Below are 16471 nucleotides of genomic sequence, written 5' to 3'. Positions count from 1 at the left end.
TTCCTCCCCGCGTAAACGTATGTAAATGGTCCGTGGCTGTCATGGCTGTTCAGATGCGGCCTGGGATTGCCCGTCGGAAGGCCGGGCCTGCTCGGGTGCGAGCGGACGGCTGATCTCCACGTAGTTCACGACCTCGCGCTCTGCTAACTCGGCCAGGCGGTCGATCGGTACGCGGGCGGTCAGTAAGTTTCCCGCGACGGTTCGCACAGTGACGTCCAACGAGTCAAGTAAGGCGCGGTCATCGCCAGTCACCGTTCTTGTCGTACTTATCAAGACATCAATCTCACGATGTGCGAGCGCCAGTTTTTCGTGATCGGGGGCCATGGCGGCAACGAGTCGCCCGAGCTCCGGGCTTAGCTTACTTTGAACCACGGCCTCACCACCCTGAACAGCCATTTGGTCCAAGGACTCTGTCAGCTGTCCTGGACGCTAGTCCGCGTAGTTGGGTCTCGCTACGGGCTTTCGGCACTAACCTCAGTCCTCGCTAGAGCAGCAACGTACTGGGCTCAGTGTCGTGCAGCGTTCGCCTCGGTGGGATAGCAGGAAATTCGCGACAGAACACAAGGAATATTTCTAACAATTGTCATGTTAGAAGATGAATCACGGATTTTGACGGTCGCGGTCCGGGAAGTGCTCGAACCCGTCTTCGCCGACCGTTTTCCAATGTACCTGCGCGGTGCCTGGCAGCATGTGTGCCTTCAGCGGTACCGAGGTATAGAGCAGTTCTCCGGGTATGGTGTCAGGGATGCGCACCTCGACGGGTGAGCTCGGGATCCCCAGGTCGCTGGGGGCTCCGAGACGACGGAGGTACCGTCCGGTCCATGCCACCGTGCCGCTGTTGCGTAGACGCCACACCTTCACGAATTTTTGTCCGGGCGCTATCACGGTTCCCTCAGGAACGGTGATAGCGGCGACAAGGCTCCCGTGTCGCCGGTAAGGGGTATTCGGGGCGAGCATGGCCGGCCGGTTGCGCTCGGCGCGGTCTCGTCACGAGCTCGACGTAGGCCGACCGCAGCTGCCCATCACCGGCGTAAGCGTTCTCGTAGTAGTCGATCAGTTTCCCAGCCGGGTGCATATCGCTCTCGCTCGACGTTGCTGAGGTGCCCCTTGCTGACGCCGGACTGCAGTGCAGCCTCGGTCAATGAGACATCGTGAGCTGTCCTCACGTGCCGCATCGTCTCGCCCAGAGTTTCCAGCGCACTGCCGCGGCTCATGCAATCAGCATGGTTTGGCGTTCGTCAAACCGCAAGCGATCACCTAGCCTCGTGCCTCCTTCTGCGCCGACACCCGAGGGGACGGCCGTGGCAACGAAACCCAAGGATGCTGACCTGGCCTACGCATTGAGGCTGGCACGTGCGCTCAACGGAGCTCGAGGGAGCCTGCCGCCGTTGGCGCAACTCGAGGAGCTTGATCAAGCGGCATGGCAGGCTGTGCTCGAGATGCAGAGACCTTTATTCCAGCCGGACGAAAGCTACAAGCGATTTCCGTTGCCGGCCAGCGCGTAAGGAAGCTCGGCCTTCACGTCGCAAAGCAGCCGGTCGAGACGCTTCTGTACAGGCGAAGCGGCCTACCATGGAACAGTGACGCCGCGGCACGCGTGGTAGTGGCCGACCGTCTCGTAGTCGCGGAGTTCTGCTGCGCACTTCAAGATCGCGCGTACATGTGGCGCGGAGTTGTTGCGCTCAACCGCAGCGTCGCCTTCATCTTGGCCGGGTAGACCCTGCATAGTATCGTTGTGGGGCAGTTGATCACATAGGCTCCCGGTTCTCGCGCACGCTAGTCCCTGGGATGCGCCGGCTTCTGGCGATCCATGTTGGTTCATAACAAACTTCCCGGCCGGCGGGCACGTCAACAAGGGCGCTAATCGGAACTCGTGGCTGGAATGTTCGGTGACGCGGCATATAGTCGCTCCCTGACGTGTTACCAAGCTGAACGAGTTACTAACGTGGATGAATCACCCGCAATGACTGAGTGACCATGCGGCCGCGCGAGTGGCACGGTCTTCAACCTCTTGGTGAGACCGGTGTGACGTAGCGGTACGCACTGGATGCTTGTGCTTCGCGGGATTAGGGGTCTATGTGACGGTCAAGCGAAGTGGTGTCTGGAAGATAGCTGGCGGTGTCGTGATCGTCGGTGCTGCGGTGTGGGCCGTACTGCGGTTTGGCGTACCCGCGGTGCTGAACGATCCGCAGCATCCCGCCAGGCCAGCCCTTGAGGCGTCGAGCTGGATCGCCGGGATCTTAGGCATGGCAGTGGCGGTTGCCGCACTGGTGTTGCCGCGACGACAGGAGCGCAGACGGATTGCTACCAACCAGCAGGCACCTCCAACCGTAGTGCAGCCCGGTGTCGGCGGCGGTGTGAACTTTCACGGCAACGTGAGTGGTGGTTCGGGGGCCGGGTCGGCTACGGGGGTGCACATCGAGTACGTGGAGGGTCCGTCGGACCCTCCAAAGCCGACGCGGCAATAGGCCATGCCGCGTCGGCGCAGGCGCAGGCTCCAGCAGTACCTGTATTCTTCCGGGGAGACGTCACAGCCCGCGGTGGAACAGCGGTAGGTTTGGTGCAGGGTGACCTCAACATCAGTGGGCCGGGTGTGCCTGCGATGGAACGGGTTCCGGTGCCGCCGGGGCTGGTAAATATTCCGGCAGGTTCGAAATTCTTCGTGGGCCGACTAAGCGAACTTGACCAGCTGGACGCCGCTCTATGCACTTCGGTCCGGACAGCGGTGGCAGCGATCCACGGGCTCGGCGGTGTCGGGAAGACCGCATTAGCCGTTCATTTTGCCCACCTGCATCGTGATCGCTTCGAGCTGGTCTGGTGGATGAACGCAGACTCCCGAGCGGCGCTCGAGAGTGGCTTGGCCGACCTGGCCGCCGTTTTGGCTCCCGAGACGGTGGCGCTGCCGCCTGACCAACGGTCCGAACTTGGCCTGCGGTGGCTGGCCGCGCACAAGAGTTGGCTGGTGATACTGGACAACCTGACAGCGCTGGACGACGCGGCGATATTGTTGGACCGGATACAAGCTGGCACGGTCGTGATCACTTCACGACAGAGCAGCGGGTGGCGCGGGCTCGGCACGGTACACCTCAAAGTCCTTGCCGAAGACGATGCCGAAGCCCTCCTGTCACACCTCGTCAGGACGCACTGGGCAGACGCAACGTTGACCGGAGCCCGCCAACTATGCGAAGAGTTAGGTTGGCTGCCTCTGGCCATCGAGCAAGCCAGCGCCTACCTTGCACAGAGCCGCATCACCCCGGCTGTCTATCTAGACCTGCTGACGAAATACCCGGCGCAGATGTTTGCGGCCACGTCGGAAGGCAGCGATGAACGACGTGCTGTAGCCCGCGTCTGGCACCTGACGCTCGACAAACTCAGCGACACTCCGCTGGCGGGCAAGTTGTTGCGACAGTTTGCCTGGTACGCCTCATCCGGTATTCCCCGTCAGCTTCTGGGTTCCGGCGCATCAGAGCCGGACCAGCATCGGGCGCTGGGCAGGCTCGCCGCCTACAGCATGATCAGCCTCGACGCGACGTCGATCACAGTCCACCGCCTTGTCCAAGCAGTTTCACGCACCCCAGACCCCGAGGACCGCCACCGGCAAGCCGTCGACATCGAACAAGCCCACCATGACGCCGTCACTGCACTCACGGCAGCGGTCCGGGACGCGGACTATTATCTGCCCACCAATTGGCCGGCGTTCACGATGGTCCTGCCGCATGCGTGGGCACTGTTTGACCGCACCGCCGACACATCCGACACGGAACAAATTTGCGCTCTCGCCGACCGGCTCGGCCACTTCCTCGATGAACACGGTGACAACACCCGTGCCGTCACACTGTTCACTCGTGCCGTCGCGGGTCGACTTCGGCTTCTTGGAGCCGACCACCCAGACACTCTGTCCGCGCAAGACCACCTGGGGCACGCCTACCTGTCGGCAGGTGATCTCAAACACGCCATTCCCCTGCTCGAAGCCAACCTTGACGCTCGCATACGGATACTGGAATACAAGGATCCCGATATCCTGACGTCCCGCCAAAACCTCGCCAACGCCTATGCGGAGGCTGGTGATCTCCCGCGGGCAATTCGTCTCGCCAAGGTGAATCTAGACGCTGCCAAGGAGGTCCTTGACCCTGACGACCCCGAAATCCTGATCACTCTCAGCAGCCTCGCCTACCTCTACATGTTGATGCGTAACTACGAAGGCGCCATCCGCCTGTACGAAGAGGTCCTCCAGAGGGCCGAACGTAAGCTGGACGTCGACCATCCTGACCTCCTTACTTACCGCAGTAATCTTGCTGGTGCCCACGCGTCGGCCCGCCACTACAGGCGCGCACTCTCATTGAATCTGGAAGTCTTGGCCGCCCGCCAACGGATACTGAGTCCTAAGCACCCGGCCACTCTGGTTTCGAAAGACAACCTCGCACAGGTCTACCTGTCGCTTGGCAAGCACGATCTCGCTATCTCCATGAGCTTAGAAGTAGCTGCCGACCGTGAGGAGAACCTGGGTGCTGACCACCCTGACACTTTGATGTCCCGAAACAACGTCGCCGGTGCCTACGAGAAAGCCGGAGACGTTGAACGGGCACTACGCTTCTTCAGGGAAACTCTGAACGATGCCGACCGTGTTTTGGGCCCTCGTCACCGGGTCACTGCGGTAATCCGGTCGAACCTTAGGAGAGTTGCTGCTCGGCACAGCTGATCTGCGGCGCTCACTGCGCCGCAATGGCAAGCTGATCGACTCAACATGTCCACGCGTGGACAGAGGCTGTAGCTGACATGGTCCGGTGCACGCTGGTGGGCGTGCGCGCCGACCTCGAAGTCGATGTGAAGCAACCGGGAAGCACGCTGCTGAGAGCTGAGAGAACTCGGTAACGCCGCTTGCTCCGGGCGGTTGCAGAAGACAATTCGATCACCAACGCATCCTGCAGGGGGCAGGGGTGAAGGGCTCTGGCTGAGCCCGTCCTTCCTCGGCTTGCCTAGGAAGGACGGCCCTGAACCGCGTGGGATAAGGGCTGTTGGTCGGTGCGGTGTCGCGCCACACGTATCGTTCGGTTATCACCGGCTCGGTCCCCAGCCAGTACTGGTTCGTGCGTGTCCCGCGGTGTCTCGTGGCAGCGGGAAGTAGTCGGTAGCGGGGCTGTGTGGTGGCGGGTCAGTCACAGTGAGCAGTTGTGCTGATGGAGGTGCTGTCCAGGTTGGTTCGTCGGCGATCTGGTGGGCGTGCTTGGGCGGGACGCGGTTGGTGGGGGTGAACATGGCGGTGCCGAGGATGATGCGTGTGTCGGCGAGGTCGGTCTCTTCGGCGAGGACTGGGATGTCGAGTTTGCGGGCGGCGTGCAGGAGAAGTTTGAGAGCGGTGTGGCTCGCTGTGTCGTAGTGCCGGTTGCGAAGTAGCTCGAAGGCGGGTTTGGGAAGAGTCACCAGAGACCACGAGGCGCGGGTCAGTGCGTCGGCCGGCGTGTCTTCAACGGCGCAGAGGCTCAGCGCGAGTTGGGCGCCGCTGTTGGCGAGCTGGGCAAGCCGCTTGTCGATGTCAGGGATTTGGCTGAGGGCAGCGGCGGGGATGCCGAGCAGGAGCAGGCTTGCGATGCCGCTGTTGTCGATGAGGTCGTGCAGGTGGCTGCAGAAACGTTGGCTGCGCACGAGCGGGGCGGGCAGGTTGACGTGTGCGAAGGGTGTCGTAGCGCGGAGTTGCGCGGTCCAGCTCGCTAGCGCGGTGCAGGTATCGGCGACGGTGTTCTCGATCATGAGGTGCGCGAGCCCGGTGACGCTGGCGAGGTCGCCCAGGTCGGCGAGGGTTCGGTGTGCGCCATCGTCGTCTATCCAGCCTGGGACGGCTTGTACTCCGACGACACCGGGGGAATCGGTTTGCGAGATGACCTGGTAGCTGACGTTGAGACGGCCGTCGTCTGCGGCGTCCCAGGCGTGAGGCAGGAGCGTCAGCGGTGACGTCTTGTCGGGTTCGGGGGGCAGTTCGTCGATGGGCGTGCGGCGGAGGTGAACGCGATCGGGAAGCCCGCGGCGGGCTTGCGCGATGAGCTGGGCGGGCGTGGAGATGGGATCCAGCGGTGTCACGCCGATGCCGGCTTCAAGTTCGATGAGCCACCCGGGAACCGGGATCGGTGCCGCGAGCTGCTCGGACAGGCTGGTGAGCGTGACGGCGAGGTCAGGGTTCGGGTGGCGAGGCAGCAGGACGGCGAGCAGGTCGGGGCCCTCAGAAGTGAGCGTGACATCCCAGAGGTCACCGAGAGCAGTGGTCACGCGGCGAGTGGCGGTCGCTGTGAGTGTGAGTTCGGGTTCTTCAGCGGCGTCGACCAGGTCGCCACGGTCGTGGAGCCGGATAGCGACCAACGCCCCATGTGCTTCGCGTGAGGCGGCGAGTGACGCACCCATCGCCAGGCTCGCGAGGAAACGGGACGTGAGCCCGCTGCCGATCGGGGGCGGGGTCGCCTGGTAGGCGAGGTAGTCGAGTTCCCGTGTGGTGGCCTGAATGACGTGTACTTCGCGCGGGTTCGGTGGAGCGGTGAAGGCTTGGCCGAGAAGCAGTACGGGATCGTTCCGGCTGCGCCGAGGTTGGTGGGTGGATGACATCAGGCCTCATTTCCCTGACCGGGAGACGGTGGTGTGGGATGCGGATAACCACCCCAGGTCCGCATCCGTCGTTGCGCGCGAGCCCGGTATTTGCGGACAGTGTCGGCTTTGACTCCGAGTTGGGCAGCGATTGCGGCGGTGTCCTGCCCGGCCGCGGAGAGGACGAGGGCGATCTGCTCCTGCTTGGGCAGGCGGGGAAGTAACTCGAGTGCGTTCTGCAGGTCGAGCCGTTGATCGGCGGATGCCGGCGCGGTCGACCATAAGGGTATGTCGTCGTCGTCAGCGGTCGCGGCGTGCTCTCGTTGTCTACGGCGCTGGGTCAGCGCGTTGTGCTTCGCTACGGTGGTGACCCAGGCGACGCGATCTGCTGTGATCGTTGGCCAGTGCCGGAACAGGGTGAGAAGCGCTTCGCTGGCGGCGGATTCGTAGTCACCGTCGGGGATGATCGAGCGGACGAGCGCGACGAGCCGTGCGCGATGTTCACGCACGATCGCGGTGTAGGCGATGACGTCGTCAGGGGAGTGGGGACGAGGAAGCGGGCCATCATTGCTCACGCCGGCGGAACCCTGTCCGACCGTCGCTTGCGGACCCGGATCTCGATATCGGCCGAGTAAATGTGGCAATCCATGTCCAGACTATCTGTGGCCTCGATGGCCTGGACGACCATTCGCAGGCAGAGCAGCCGCGAAACAGTTCTCAGGCACGCGCGGCCGAGGCCCGACAGAACGCCGCGACCCAGGTTGCCTGACAGTGTCGACGCTGTCAGGGCCGCGGCGAACGCAGTGACCAGGTAGTACACCGGAATGGCTCCCGATCTTGTCCATACACGGGCACCCGATGTGCCCGCTCTACTGGCTTCACTCCAGTTCTCCTCAGACCGGGACATCAGTTCACCTGATCGGGGAGGGTTCGGGTTCCTGCTGTAACGCGCGGTCCACGCCAGTTTGTCGTGTCAAGTGAGCGCGTCCAGCCAGTCCTTGACTTCGTTCGCCCAGTGGGCGTCGCCAACGTCATGAAACGCAGCTAGGGCACGCTGTGCGGCAGCTTTCGCGGCTTCTAACCGGCCTGCAGCCTCGAATGTGGCGGCGAGGTTGTTCAGCGCGCCGCCTTCGCCGACCCGATTGCCAATGTCGCTCTGGATCGCGACGGATTCTTGCAAGGTGGCGATGGCCTCATCGAGTCGCTGCGCTGTGGCGAGGGTTAGTCCGAGTCCGTTCAAGGCCAAGGCTTCGTTTGCCCGGTCGCCGGTTTCACGGTGGATGGCTATCGCTTCCCGATGAGAGCCTGCGCTGTCGTGTAGTCGGCCCGCCATCTGTAGTGCGACTCCCAGGCTCGTCAATGCCTTGCCTTCGTTGTTTCGGTCGCCGGCGTCGCGGTGAATGGCGACAACGTGCTTTAGGTCGGTGATGGCGTCGTCGAATCGCCCTGCTTCCCTAAGCGCGGCGCCGAGATTGATCAGTGCGTCGCCTTCGCCGTTCCGGTCGCCGATCTCGCGGAAGATGGTGACAGCGTTCTGAAGGGTGATGATGGCGTCGTCGAAGCGCCTCATGGAAATTAACGCGTGGCCAAGGTTGTTCAACGCCATGACCTCGTTGACTCGTACACCAAATGAGCGGTAGGTGGTGACCACATGGGTCAAGGCAGAAATGCCGTCATCAAACCGTCCTGCTTGCAGGAACACGGTTCCGAGGCCTAGCAGTGCTGCAGTCCAGAGCTCAGGCGAATCGAGGAATCGGAGTTGGCTGGCGCGGGCAGCTTCGGCAGGTTCTGGACCTGTGCGACTCGGCCGACGAACAGGTCTCGCGCATCCCTTGTACTGCCGGCGAGTGTGCTGACAACCGCTGCGGCGCCGCTCGTGATTGCCTGCTGAACGATGAAATCCCCGCTGACACCACCCACCGCAATACCGCCGTGCGCGGTACGTACCTGGGTGGGGTGGGGAAGAGCTGCGGTGGTTCCGGCCGCGGGGTGCTCTAGGCCCGCTCCGGATTGTGAGGGCCCGGCGGCTGCCATACGTTCGCGTTGCCGCCGACCGAGCCAATTGCGATACCGTGCCCGCTCGCCGTCACTGGCCCGCTGACCACGGTTCCGCCGACACTGGCGATCGCGCCGCTCCTCTCCGCTTCCGCGAGCGCTGCTTTCAAATCTGTGGCGAAGTCGGCGTCCTGCTCGGCTGCATCCTCCAAGGCCAACGTCACCCGCTGAGTCGTTCGTTCGCTGACTCCTTCTGGCTGGCCAGCTTCCAATCGCAGCCGCTCGAAGGCGGAATCCGCGCCGAGCTTACGCAACACCACATCCCGTAACCGCGCCGCGGACGCGTCCACGACTTGATCGGCAACCCCGTCCAATTGCTGGCCTGCCCGCCGTGCTTTCCCGACCGCCCACGCGATCAGGAACCCAACGACTACTTCCAAACCCATACTTGGCTCCTCTCCGGAGCAGATGTCCTGCTTGTTCCTGACTATGGCTCGACTGCGTCGAACGTTTGCGGGTTCTGCCGTGACGAGTGCAGTCCTGTGCACAGCTGACGTTCCCTGGTGTGGCGTACATTTCTGCGCCACGGTGTTATGGCTGGCGCTGGATGATGCTCGCCCAGTGCTCGGTCGCGTCCTCGTCGCCGAGCGCGCTTGCTGCACGATGCGCGAGACGGGCGAGTTCGTGTTGCGTGTCAACGGTTTCATGTAGCTTCAGCCCGTGCGGGCCAGGGCGCCACAATGAGGCCCGTTTCCCTTCTCCCAGTGGCCATGCCGCGCTGATCATGTCGAGGCAGGCTTTGAGGTCGCCGAGGAGCATTTTGCACAGGGCGCGGTTGTAGAGGTTGATGGCTCCGTGTTCGTAGTTTCGTCGCGCGGCTTCCTCGAGCTTGTTCAATGCACTGCGCGGGTCGTCGGGGATCAGGCAGAAGCCCAGGTTGTTGAGAAGTTCGGCGTCGTCGGGTGATCCGTGCAAGGCGAAGGCGAATAAGGCGGCTGCTTCGCTTGTGCGGCCGATGCGAAGCAGGTCGAGGGCGCTCATGCCAAGCTTGGCGAGCATGGTGCGGTTGAGACCCGTAGGCCCGCCGGCTGGCTCTCGTGACGATTCGGCGTTCACGGCACGCCGCGCGATCTCGGCGTTGAGTTCGTGATCGACGACGTCGCGGTCGGTCATCAGCGCTTCCGGGCAGGGGGCCGCGCAGTTTCCGGAGCGCCACCTGTGCTCGTGATGCAGGGAGGTGGTGCTCCAGTCGGTGAGATGGGTCTCGGCGAACCGGTTGATGATCCATCGGTACTGCTCGAGCACCGCTGTCTCGGGGCGTGGCTCCAGTCGGGCGGCCTGCAACTGCTCGATGGACGGTGGTTTGAGTGCGAGCAGGTCGTCGAGTGGAGCTGACAGCGTCCACGGGTATACCGCGTTCATGATGGCGCCGACGACCTTCTTGATGTTTGCCTGAGAAACGTCGAGGTTGGGTGTCAGGCCATTCTCCGCCTCAAGCAGCGGGCCCAGCACATCTTCCCATGTCTGCGGGTGGGCCACGGCGGCGCAGGTTCTGGATCGGGATCGTGCTCGCTGGCTGGTCCGGGCAGTACTCGGAGTGTGGGTAGCCAGTACGGCATGGCCTGGCCGACGACTGCGGCAGCTATCTCCGGTCCTAGGCCGTAGCGGACGATGGTAGCCCCGTCCATTCCCCGGTTGGTGAGCTCGTGGGTGATCTGCCGAAGGTAGGTGGCTTGATCATGAGCCTCGGGACTGGTGGACACCCCTTCGCGCAGCAATGCGACGCGTAGCGCGGTGATGAGGCTGACGGTCCGCCGGTTCGCGAGGGGGTGCTCGCGGTCACTGAACATGACCTTGCGTGCGTCGAACGGGTCGTCCACCGGCACCTCCGAGTACGTCTTGTTACAATCATACCTAAGATCCTGGCTTGTCGACAGCTACGATGATGAGTACGATAATTTCAGGTGATGCGACTATGACTGGACCCGATGAGATCTTCCAGGCCAGCGACCTGGCCAATAAACGATTGCTTGTGCTGGAAGCTGCTCGCGCTGGTGGTGCGCGAGTGCGTGACAAAGATGGCACCGGGCTGGTCATGCTCCCGGAAGGTGATCTGGACGTACTGAAAGAACTCTCCCGCTGGAGTTCCGCTCATCTGCGGCTCGAGTCTCTGCTCAGACGCAGTGATCGCCCTACGGTTGCCGAGCTGGGTGACCTGGCGTGGCTGCGAGTGTTCGATCGCGATGACCTCGACGAGTTTCTTGTCGAACTGCATGAGGTCCTGATCGCCGCACACGCTGACGGTTCAGTGAACGCGCTGAAGGAATGTATTCATGCCTGGCGCGTCACCGCCTCCCAGCTGGAGGACCCACTGCGTCGCGAGGTGCTGCTCCGCGGTCGGCTCGAGGCGCGCGACCTGGTGGAGGCTGAGAAGCCGGCAGAGGTGGCATCGCCGGATGCCCCCTGACAGTGCTTACCAGCCGTTGGAACCAGCCCGGCGGCCTGGTGGCAAACCTGAGCAGGCACCGCTATACCGGGTTCTCGTGCACCGCAGATACCGCGACCACTGGAACGAGATGGTGGACAGGGTCGGCCTGCAACAAGCCGAGCAACTCTGGGACCACTTGGCCCACAGTCCTGGGCGGCCTCCGGCGATTGGGTCGACCTGCTTCCTGCGAGGGAAGGCAGGCAAGCCACAAGGTGACGGGTGGTCGCGAACGGTTCACTATGAACTGAGCTCGATGGCACGGGTCGACTTCCAGTTCCATGACAAGTTCGATCAGGGCGCAGACGGCGATGAACATCCTGTCGTGGCGATCCTGACCATTAACTACAGCAGTCATTGAGCTACTGCTCAGCCTGCAGGGTGATGACTCTGCGGCGAGCACCGCTGTACATTGAGTGAGCTCTCCCTGGGGAATGAGAGGATCACATGTACGTTGAATCGATTGTCGAGCTGGCATCCCAGTTCGGAGCTGGTCAGCTTTCGGGCGACGAGTACCTGCGCCGTGTGGACCTTGAATGCACTGACAGCTTGCCTGCGGGGATAGCCTCTCCGGCCTAGATGCCGCTTCTGGCGTCTCCTGGTTGTGACAGTGGGCTGAAGAACCAGGGCGCCGCAGACGGGCACTTGCCGGCGGATCGCTGGGTGCCATCAGCTATTCACGTCATACCCCCCAGTGCCGTGCGAGGGTGCCAGCTGGTCAGATGCAGTGCGCACTTCACGGCGGGGTTGCCTGAACCTGGCCCAAGGGCGCTCACTGTGGCCATCGCGGCATGTGACGTTTGGTTTGCTGGTGTGCGCCTGGCTTTCGGTCCGGTTGCGGACTGCGGGGATTAGCTACCTCAAGATCTCAGCAGGGTAGGCGAGGCCTAGTCGTTGCCTGCCCTGCTGGGCTGATGGAGCGTCTCGAGGCGCCGTTGTGGTAGCAGCGGGCCGAATAGCTCGACTCCGCGCTTACCCATCACCTGCCTGCTGTGACGGTGGATGCTGCCCAGATCGACGCCGGATCAGGTTCAAGTGGCTTACGGGTCCTGTGTTAGTGAAGGGCGATCTGATCAGGCTGCGGCAGTGTCTCTGAGTGGTTAGCGGGCCTAGGGCAGCGCTGGGGCGCATTCGTGAGGCAGCCCTCGCCGCTTCTGGCTGTGTCCGCAGTAGCGCCTGGTGCAGGGCATATTTGTGCTGGCTATCTCGGCGTGGGGTGTTCGGCAAGTTGGGGTGGGAGAGTCAGCTGGCTAGCACTAGGGTAGCGACTGCGCTAGTCTTGTGTATGTGAGCGAGGTCAGTGTGACAATGGCTGCTGAACGGCTGGGAGTGAATGTCAGCCGTGTGCGTAGCTTGCTCAACTCGGGCCGGTTGGCGGGGCGCCGTGTTGGATCGGTGTGGCTGGTCGATAGCTCTGATGTGGAGCGTCGCCGCGCTGCGACGAAGGGCGTAAAAGGGCGGCCTTTGTCTGCGCGGGTGACGTGGACATCCGCGGCGCTCTTCGACGGCCTGGGCACTGATTGGCTGTCCTCGGCTGAACGCTCACGCCTGAGCGCGCGGTGGCAGACCAGTGGTGGTGCCGCTCAGGTGTGCCGGTGGTGGATGCAGTCCCGTGCCACGGCGACCAGGTACAGGATCGCGCCGGATGACATTGCTGAGCTGCTGAAGTTCGAGGGTGTGGTGGCCGGCGGGATCAGTGCTGCCAGCCACTACGGGACCGGGCTGGGACACAGTGCCGAGGCGGAAATCTATGCCAGCACAGCGACGGCCAAACGCCTGGTCGACGAGTTCTTCCTGCTTGCTGATCCCCAGGGCAATCTGACTGTGCATGAGGTCACCGCGGACACGCACTGGCACTGCAGGACAGCCAGGATCGTCGAGGGTGTACAGGTCGCTCCGCGACTGATAGTCGCAGCTGACCTGCTGGACAGCGATGACACCCGCAGCCGCAGCGCGGGCGCAGCGCTCCTGACGGACGTCCTGTCCAGCCATCGAGAGCGACAAGGGCAGCTGGTTGCCAGCTGAGTCGCCGCACGAGCTGCTCGCGGCCGCGCTGGCAGCGTATGCCGGTCACACGATCGCAGAGATAACCCGGCTGCATGAGGAAGCGATGGCACCATCGCCTGCCGTCGCTTCCTCGAAGCCGTGTGACGGCCCGACAGCTATCGACACCGTGGCGCGGCGCCTGCGGATGGCACCGATGGATCACACGGCCAAGGAACCGCATCTCACCGCGCTGAGTGACCTGCTGGCTGCCGCGCCGTCGATGACCACGGCTGAGGCCACTGCCTGGCAAACGGTCGCGCGCAGCCTGATGCCGGTGATAAACACCCTCGACCTGCCCCCGGTGCAGATGCCGGACATGCCTGCACCGCAGGTGATGGCCTGGCATGCCGTTCTCGACCTGGACGAGCACCTGAGCACCCCGTGGGTCCTGGTCGGTGGGCAGATGGTCGCTCTGTGGTGTGCTCAGTGCGAGGTCGCCGTGTTCCGCCCTACTGAAGATGCCGACGTGGTACTCGACGTCTGGGTTCAACGCAGCGCCCTCAGAGATGCCTCTCGGCTGCTCAGTGAGCGTGGCTTCAGCGAGGCTGACACAGGGGATGGCTACGGATACCGGTACCAGCGAGACGATGCTTGCGTTGACCTCATGATCCCGGATCATATGGACCGGCAGGCTAAGCAGCCGGCCACCGCCACGGGCCGTTTAGGGGTCCAGGCTGCCGGCGGCAATCAGGCACTGATCAGGGCTGAACGGATACCTGTGCGGGTGGACGGCAGGGACAGTTACGTACGTCGGCCGAACCTACTGGGCGCGCTCGTCGCCAAAGCCGCCGCCGCGGTAGCAGACACCCGCGAACGTGACCGGCACCGGGACGACATCGCCGTCTTGGCGCAGATCGCCCTGGCCACATCCGCTCATCGGGCCATGAGAGCAACATGCAACCCGAAAGACCGCAAGCGTTTGCGCCTTGCCTTGGACGCGATGCCCCCAACTCACCCCGCGTGGCAGAGAATCACTGACCCCGACTTAGCTCAAGCGGCGTTGCACAGACTTGCACAAGACCGCAGCGGTTGACCGACGCATTGTCGTCATCCTGAAGAAGTCAGCTGCCGTCCAGCGCGCTAAAGCTGGGCAGCTCCTCTAGCGTCAATCTCTGACGCCCTCAACGGGACGGGCGCCCGCTGGCGGGCTTGACGGCAGTGGCCCCCGTTCGACGCCTGGTTCGCGGCGGTGGACGCGATCAGATCTCCGCTTGGCTCCAGCGCCAGGCTGTACGAAGAGCAGCGATCAGGACTTCGTCTTCGGCGAAGGTGACATCTCGGTCTCCGACCGGCACCCAGATCTCGTATGCGAGTTCAGCGCCACGATAGACGAGAGCGAGCCCGGGGTAGGCCAGCACTTCCGCCTGCTCTGTATCGGCGTCGACGAGGATCGCTGTCCGATGATCCCATTTCAACAGCACAGTTCGATCGGCGCTCATCTGGTCAGCCTCCGCCCACGGGCCCGTCGTGGTTATGTCGCATCACTCTCTACGCATGTAACAGACTGGATTCACGATCCAGATGCTATGTAGCAAAGTCAGGCTGCCCGCCGACACCCACGAGGTGACAGGCAGAGATTGGCAGCAGGAAGATCAGCGACCTCACGCGACGGAGGTCGCTGTCCGCGATTCCGTCGGAGTACAGGTCGGGTCCCACAACCTGTTGCAGGTCTTCACCGACCCGCGCAAGCGCCAGTGGCTGATCGCCATCACCGTGGGCGTTGTGCTCACTCTTGCCGGCGTGTTCGTGTTGCTCTACCGAACGGTTCCTCGCACGGATCTGAAGGTCTCGGACTTCTCGGTGCAGCCGCCGTCGAAGGTCGCCGCTAAGCAGCACGAGGTGTACAGCTCCGGCAGTGAAACCAAAGAAGAGGTGCACGGACACGATTCGATCGACGCGACGGCCATCGATATGACACTGAAGAACAGCGGAACCGCCCCGGCAGTGCTGCTCGGCTCCGATGCCAAGATTCTGTACGCCGAGCAGCTCGCTGACTGTAATGACCGCGGCGGCGAGATCACGGTAGCCGCCGAATACTCCATTAAGCTTCCTGACAACATGCCAGATCGACCTTTTGTGATCCCCCGAGACATCCGCTTCGAAGTCAGGGGTGGCGCCACCGACAGGTTCACTCTGTCGATCGGCCCACAAGAGCAAACGGGATCGTCCACCGTGCCTTGGGTCATCGTCGCCGAGGTCAATTTGCGTCACGACGACGGCGCGACCACGCGGGCAGGCACAGCTGCATTAGTCACCTTTGCTGGGCAGGGTCTCGAGAATCTTGAGGTGGCTCCACTGTGGAACCGGGACTGTATACGCGAGAACGGCGACAAGGTTGCGAAAGCATTGTCTCTGCAGGCGGAAGCTCAAGCCGACGAGCTCAGGGAACTTGGGCGCCGCTACAACATACTGCAGCGCGGCGCCGGAAGTCCGGCAAAACCATCGTGCACCACAGGCGTCGTAGGCGAGATCAACACGTTGTGCGGGACTTTCGCTGGCGATCGACTGACAGTCGAGCTCGAACTTCGGTCGCCCCCGGTTCCAGGATCGACTGCTTTCGATATCGTCATCTCGGGCCCCAACGGAAAACCTCGATACGTCACACCCATGGCATATACCTACAACAGTCAGGGTGTGCCTGATTGGCAGATCGACTACCCCTCGGACGGAAAAACGCACGGGGGAATCGGTTTCGAAGACATTACGATCCACGGCAACAGTGTCAAAATGTGGAAGTACGCCACAACCGACCTTCTCCTCGCCGGCCAAGGACGTATCGAAGTGCGTCCGCGAGGCGAGAAGACTACACAATCTGTTCCGATTACTCGGGGAGCCTGACCGGCTGACCCGATCACTCGCTGGACCCGCTGACCATACGTGCGCAGCGGTTGTAGCAGTTCGCTCAGAGCTGCCGATAGTGGTGTTTGACGGTTATGGACGCGTGAGGAGCCTAGGTGTGATTGACTCGGTGGAGTTGGTGGTCGCGGCGCTGGGTGCGGGAGCGGCGGTGGGGGCACGTGAGACGGCGTCGACCGCAGTGAAGGACGCGTACGCGAGTGTGAAGACACTGGCCCTGCGAACGTTGCGTCGTGGCGAGGGTGTTTCCCCCGCAGCGGTGGCCGCGGTTGAAGCCGATGCGATCACGCCTATCGATAGTGACAGCGGAGTCGTGCAGCGAGGCGAGCTCGAGGCCGCCCTCACCACGGCGAACGCGGGTGCGGATGAGGCGCTAGTGGCGGCGGCGCTCAAGGTTCTTGAGCTCACTGATTCCGTTCAGGCGGGGAAGTACCGCGTGTCGCTGTACGGCAACAAGGGAGTGCAGGTAGGCGATCACAACACCCAGACCAACAACTTCAACTGATCACCGCCATCGAT

General features: G+C 62.9%; 15 protein-coding genes. 6 read left to right on the top strand and 9 right to left on the bottom strand.

Going from position 1 to position 16471, the window contains the following annotated elements; genetic code table 11:
- Positions 1-39 precede the first annotated feature (39 nt).
- Complete coding sequence (locus DMC61_RS14590; RefSeq protein ID WP_125689718.1) at positions 40-396, bottom strand: hypothetical protein; 357 nt, start codon at positions 394-396, stop codon at positions 40-42.
- 204 nt (positions 397-600) lie between these two features.
- Entirely contained in the window at positions 601-957 is a 357-nt protein-coding gene (locus DMC61_RS42110; protein ID WP_125689717.1) for an NBR1-Ig-like domain-containing protein, read from the bottom strand.
- A 1645-nt stretch (positions 958-2602) separates the two neighbouring features.
- On the opposite strand from DMC61_RS42110, the gene DMC61_RS14575 reads away from it, so the two are divergent.
- Positions 2603-4699, top strand: a complete 2097-nt coding sequence (locus tag DMC61_RS14575) for a tetratricopeptide repeat protein (protein ID WP_125689715.1) — start codon at positions 2603-2605, stop codon at positions 4697-4699.
- Positions 4700-5055: 356 nt separating this feature from the next.
- Here the strand turns inward: DMC61_RS14575 and DMC61_RS14570 are convergent, their stop codons facing one another.
- From DMC61_RS14570 to DMC61_RS14550, 6 genes are all read right to left on the bottom strand, one after another.
- Entirely contained in the window at positions 5056-6591 is a 1536-nt protein-coding gene (locus DMC61_RS14570) for an EAL domain-containing protein (RefSeq protein ID WP_125689714.1), read from the bottom strand.
- Complete coding sequence (locus DMC61_RS14565; protein ID WP_158634095.1) at positions 6591-7145, bottom strand: RNA polymerase sigma factor; 555 nt, start codon at positions 7143-7145, stop codon at positions 6591-6593. Before DMC61_RS14565 ends, DMC61_RS14570 begins: the two co-directional genes overlap by 1 nt.
- Positions 7142-7390 carry a hypothetical protein gene (locus tag DMC61_RS41145; RefSeq protein WP_158634094.1) on the bottom strand — a complete coding sequence of 83 codons (249 nt, stop codon included), beginning with the start codon at positions 7388-7390 and terminating at the stop codon, positions 7142-7144. The genes DMC61_RS14565 and DMC61_RS41145 overlap by 4 nt, the downstream gene beginning before the upstream one ends.
- Before the next feature lie 153 nt (positions 7391-7543).
- A complete protein-coding gene (locus tag DMC61_RS14560; protein WP_370456406.1) occupies positions 7544-8632 on the bottom strand; it encodes a tetratricopeptide repeat protein in 1089 nt (362 codons plus the stop codon).
- Positions 8565-9011: a chromosome partitioning protein gene (locus DMC61_RS14555; protein ID WP_125689711.1), complete on the bottom strand. Its 447-nt coding sequence runs from the start codon at positions 9009-9011 to the stop codon at positions 8565-8567. The genes DMC61_RS14560 and DMC61_RS14555 overlap by 68 nt, the downstream gene beginning before the upstream one ends.
- Positions 9012-9156: 145 nt before the next feature.
- Entirely contained in the window at positions 9157-10104 is a 948-nt protein-coding gene (locus DMC61_RS14550; protein ID WP_125689710.1) for a hypothetical protein, read from the bottom strand.
- 436 nt (positions 10105-10540) lie between these two features.
- Between DMC61_RS14550 and DMC61_RS14545 the strand changes: the two genes are divergently transcribed.
- From DMC61_RS14545 to DMC61_RS14535, 3 genes are all read left to right on the top strand, one after another.
- Positions 10541-11032 carry a hypothetical protein gene (locus tag DMC61_RS14545; protein WP_125689709.1) on the top strand — a complete coding sequence of 164 codons (492 nt, stop codon included), beginning with the start codon at positions 10541-10543 and terminating at the stop codon, positions 11030-11032.
- A gap of 1305 nt (positions 11033-12337) precedes the next feature.
- On the top strand, positions 12338-13075 hold the full coding sequence (locus DMC61_RS14540; protein ID WP_125689708.1) for a type IV toxin-antitoxin system AbiEi family antitoxin: 738 nt from the start codon (positions 12338-12340) through the stop codon (positions 13073-13075).
- Complete coding sequence (locus tag DMC61_RS14535) at positions 13065-14129, top strand: hypothetical protein (RefSeq protein WP_125689707.1); 1065 nt, start codon at positions 13065-13067, stop codon at positions 14127-14129. The genes DMC61_RS14540 and DMC61_RS14535 overlap by 11 nt, the downstream gene beginning before the upstream one ends.
- Positions 14130-14295: 166 nt before the next feature.
- Here the strand turns inward: DMC61_RS14535 and DMC61_RS14530 are convergent, their stop codons facing one another.
- A complete protein-coding gene (locus DMC61_RS14530; protein ID WP_125689706.1) occupies positions 14296-14535 on the bottom strand; it encodes a hypothetical protein in 240 nt (79 codons plus the stop codon).
- A gap of 223 nt (positions 14536-14758) precedes the next feature.
- On the opposite strand from DMC61_RS14530, the gene DMC61_RS14525 reads away from it, so the two are divergent.
- Both DMC61_RS14525 and DMC61_RS14520 read left to right on the top strand, forming a co-directional pair.
- Complete coding sequence (locus DMC61_RS14525) at positions 14759-15934, top strand: hypothetical protein (protein WP_125689705.1); 1176 nt, start codon at positions 14759-14761, stop codon at positions 15932-15934.
- A 118-nt stretch (positions 15935-16052) separates the two neighbouring features.
- Entirely contained in the window at positions 16053-16457 is a 405-nt protein-coding gene (locus DMC61_RS14520; RefSeq protein ID WP_125689704.1) for a hypothetical protein, read from the top strand.
- The last annotated feature ends 14 nt before the right edge of the window (positions 16458-16471 follow it).

This window comes from Amycolatopsis sp. WAC 04169, from assembly GCF_003947535.1.
In the GTDB taxonomy this organism is placed as follows: domain Bacteria; phylum Actinomycetota; class Actinomycetes; order Mycobacteriales; family Pseudonocardiaceae; genus Amycolatopsis; species Amycolatopsis keratiniphila.
This window is presented reverse-complemented; position numbering and strand designations above follow the sequence as displayed.

Excerpts from the sequence above, each read along its gene's own strand:
- DMC61_RS42110 (WP_125689717.1), bottom strand. The coding sequence starts at position 957 with ATGCTCGCCCCGAATACCCCTTACCGGCGACACGGGAGCCTTGTCGCC.
- DMC61_RS14545 (WP_125689709.1), top strand. The coding sequence starts at position 10,541 with ATGACTGGACCCGATGAGATCTTCCAGGCCAGCGACCTGGCCAATAAA.
- DMC61_RS14575 (WP_125689715.1), top strand. The coding sequence starts at position 2,603 with ATGGAACGGGTTCCGGTGCCGCCGGGGCTGGTAAATATTCCGGCAGGT.
- DMC61_RS14555 (WP_125689711.1), bottom strand. The coding sequence starts at position 9,011 with ATGGGTTTGGAAGTAGTCGTTGGGTTCCTGATCGCGTGGGCGGTCGGG.
- DMC61_RS14590 (WP_125689718.1), bottom strand. The coding sequence starts at position 396 with ATGGCTGTTCAGGGTGGTGAGGCCGTGGTTCAAAGTAAGCTAAGCCCG.
- DMC61_RS14570 (WP_125689714.1), bottom strand. The coding sequence starts at position 6,591 with ATGTCATCCACCCACCAACCTCGGCGCAGCCGGAACGATCCCGTACTG.
- DMC61_RS14530 (WP_125689706.1), bottom strand. The coding sequence starts at position 14,535 with ATGAGCGCCGATCGAACTGTGCTGTTGAAATGGGATCATCGGACAGCG.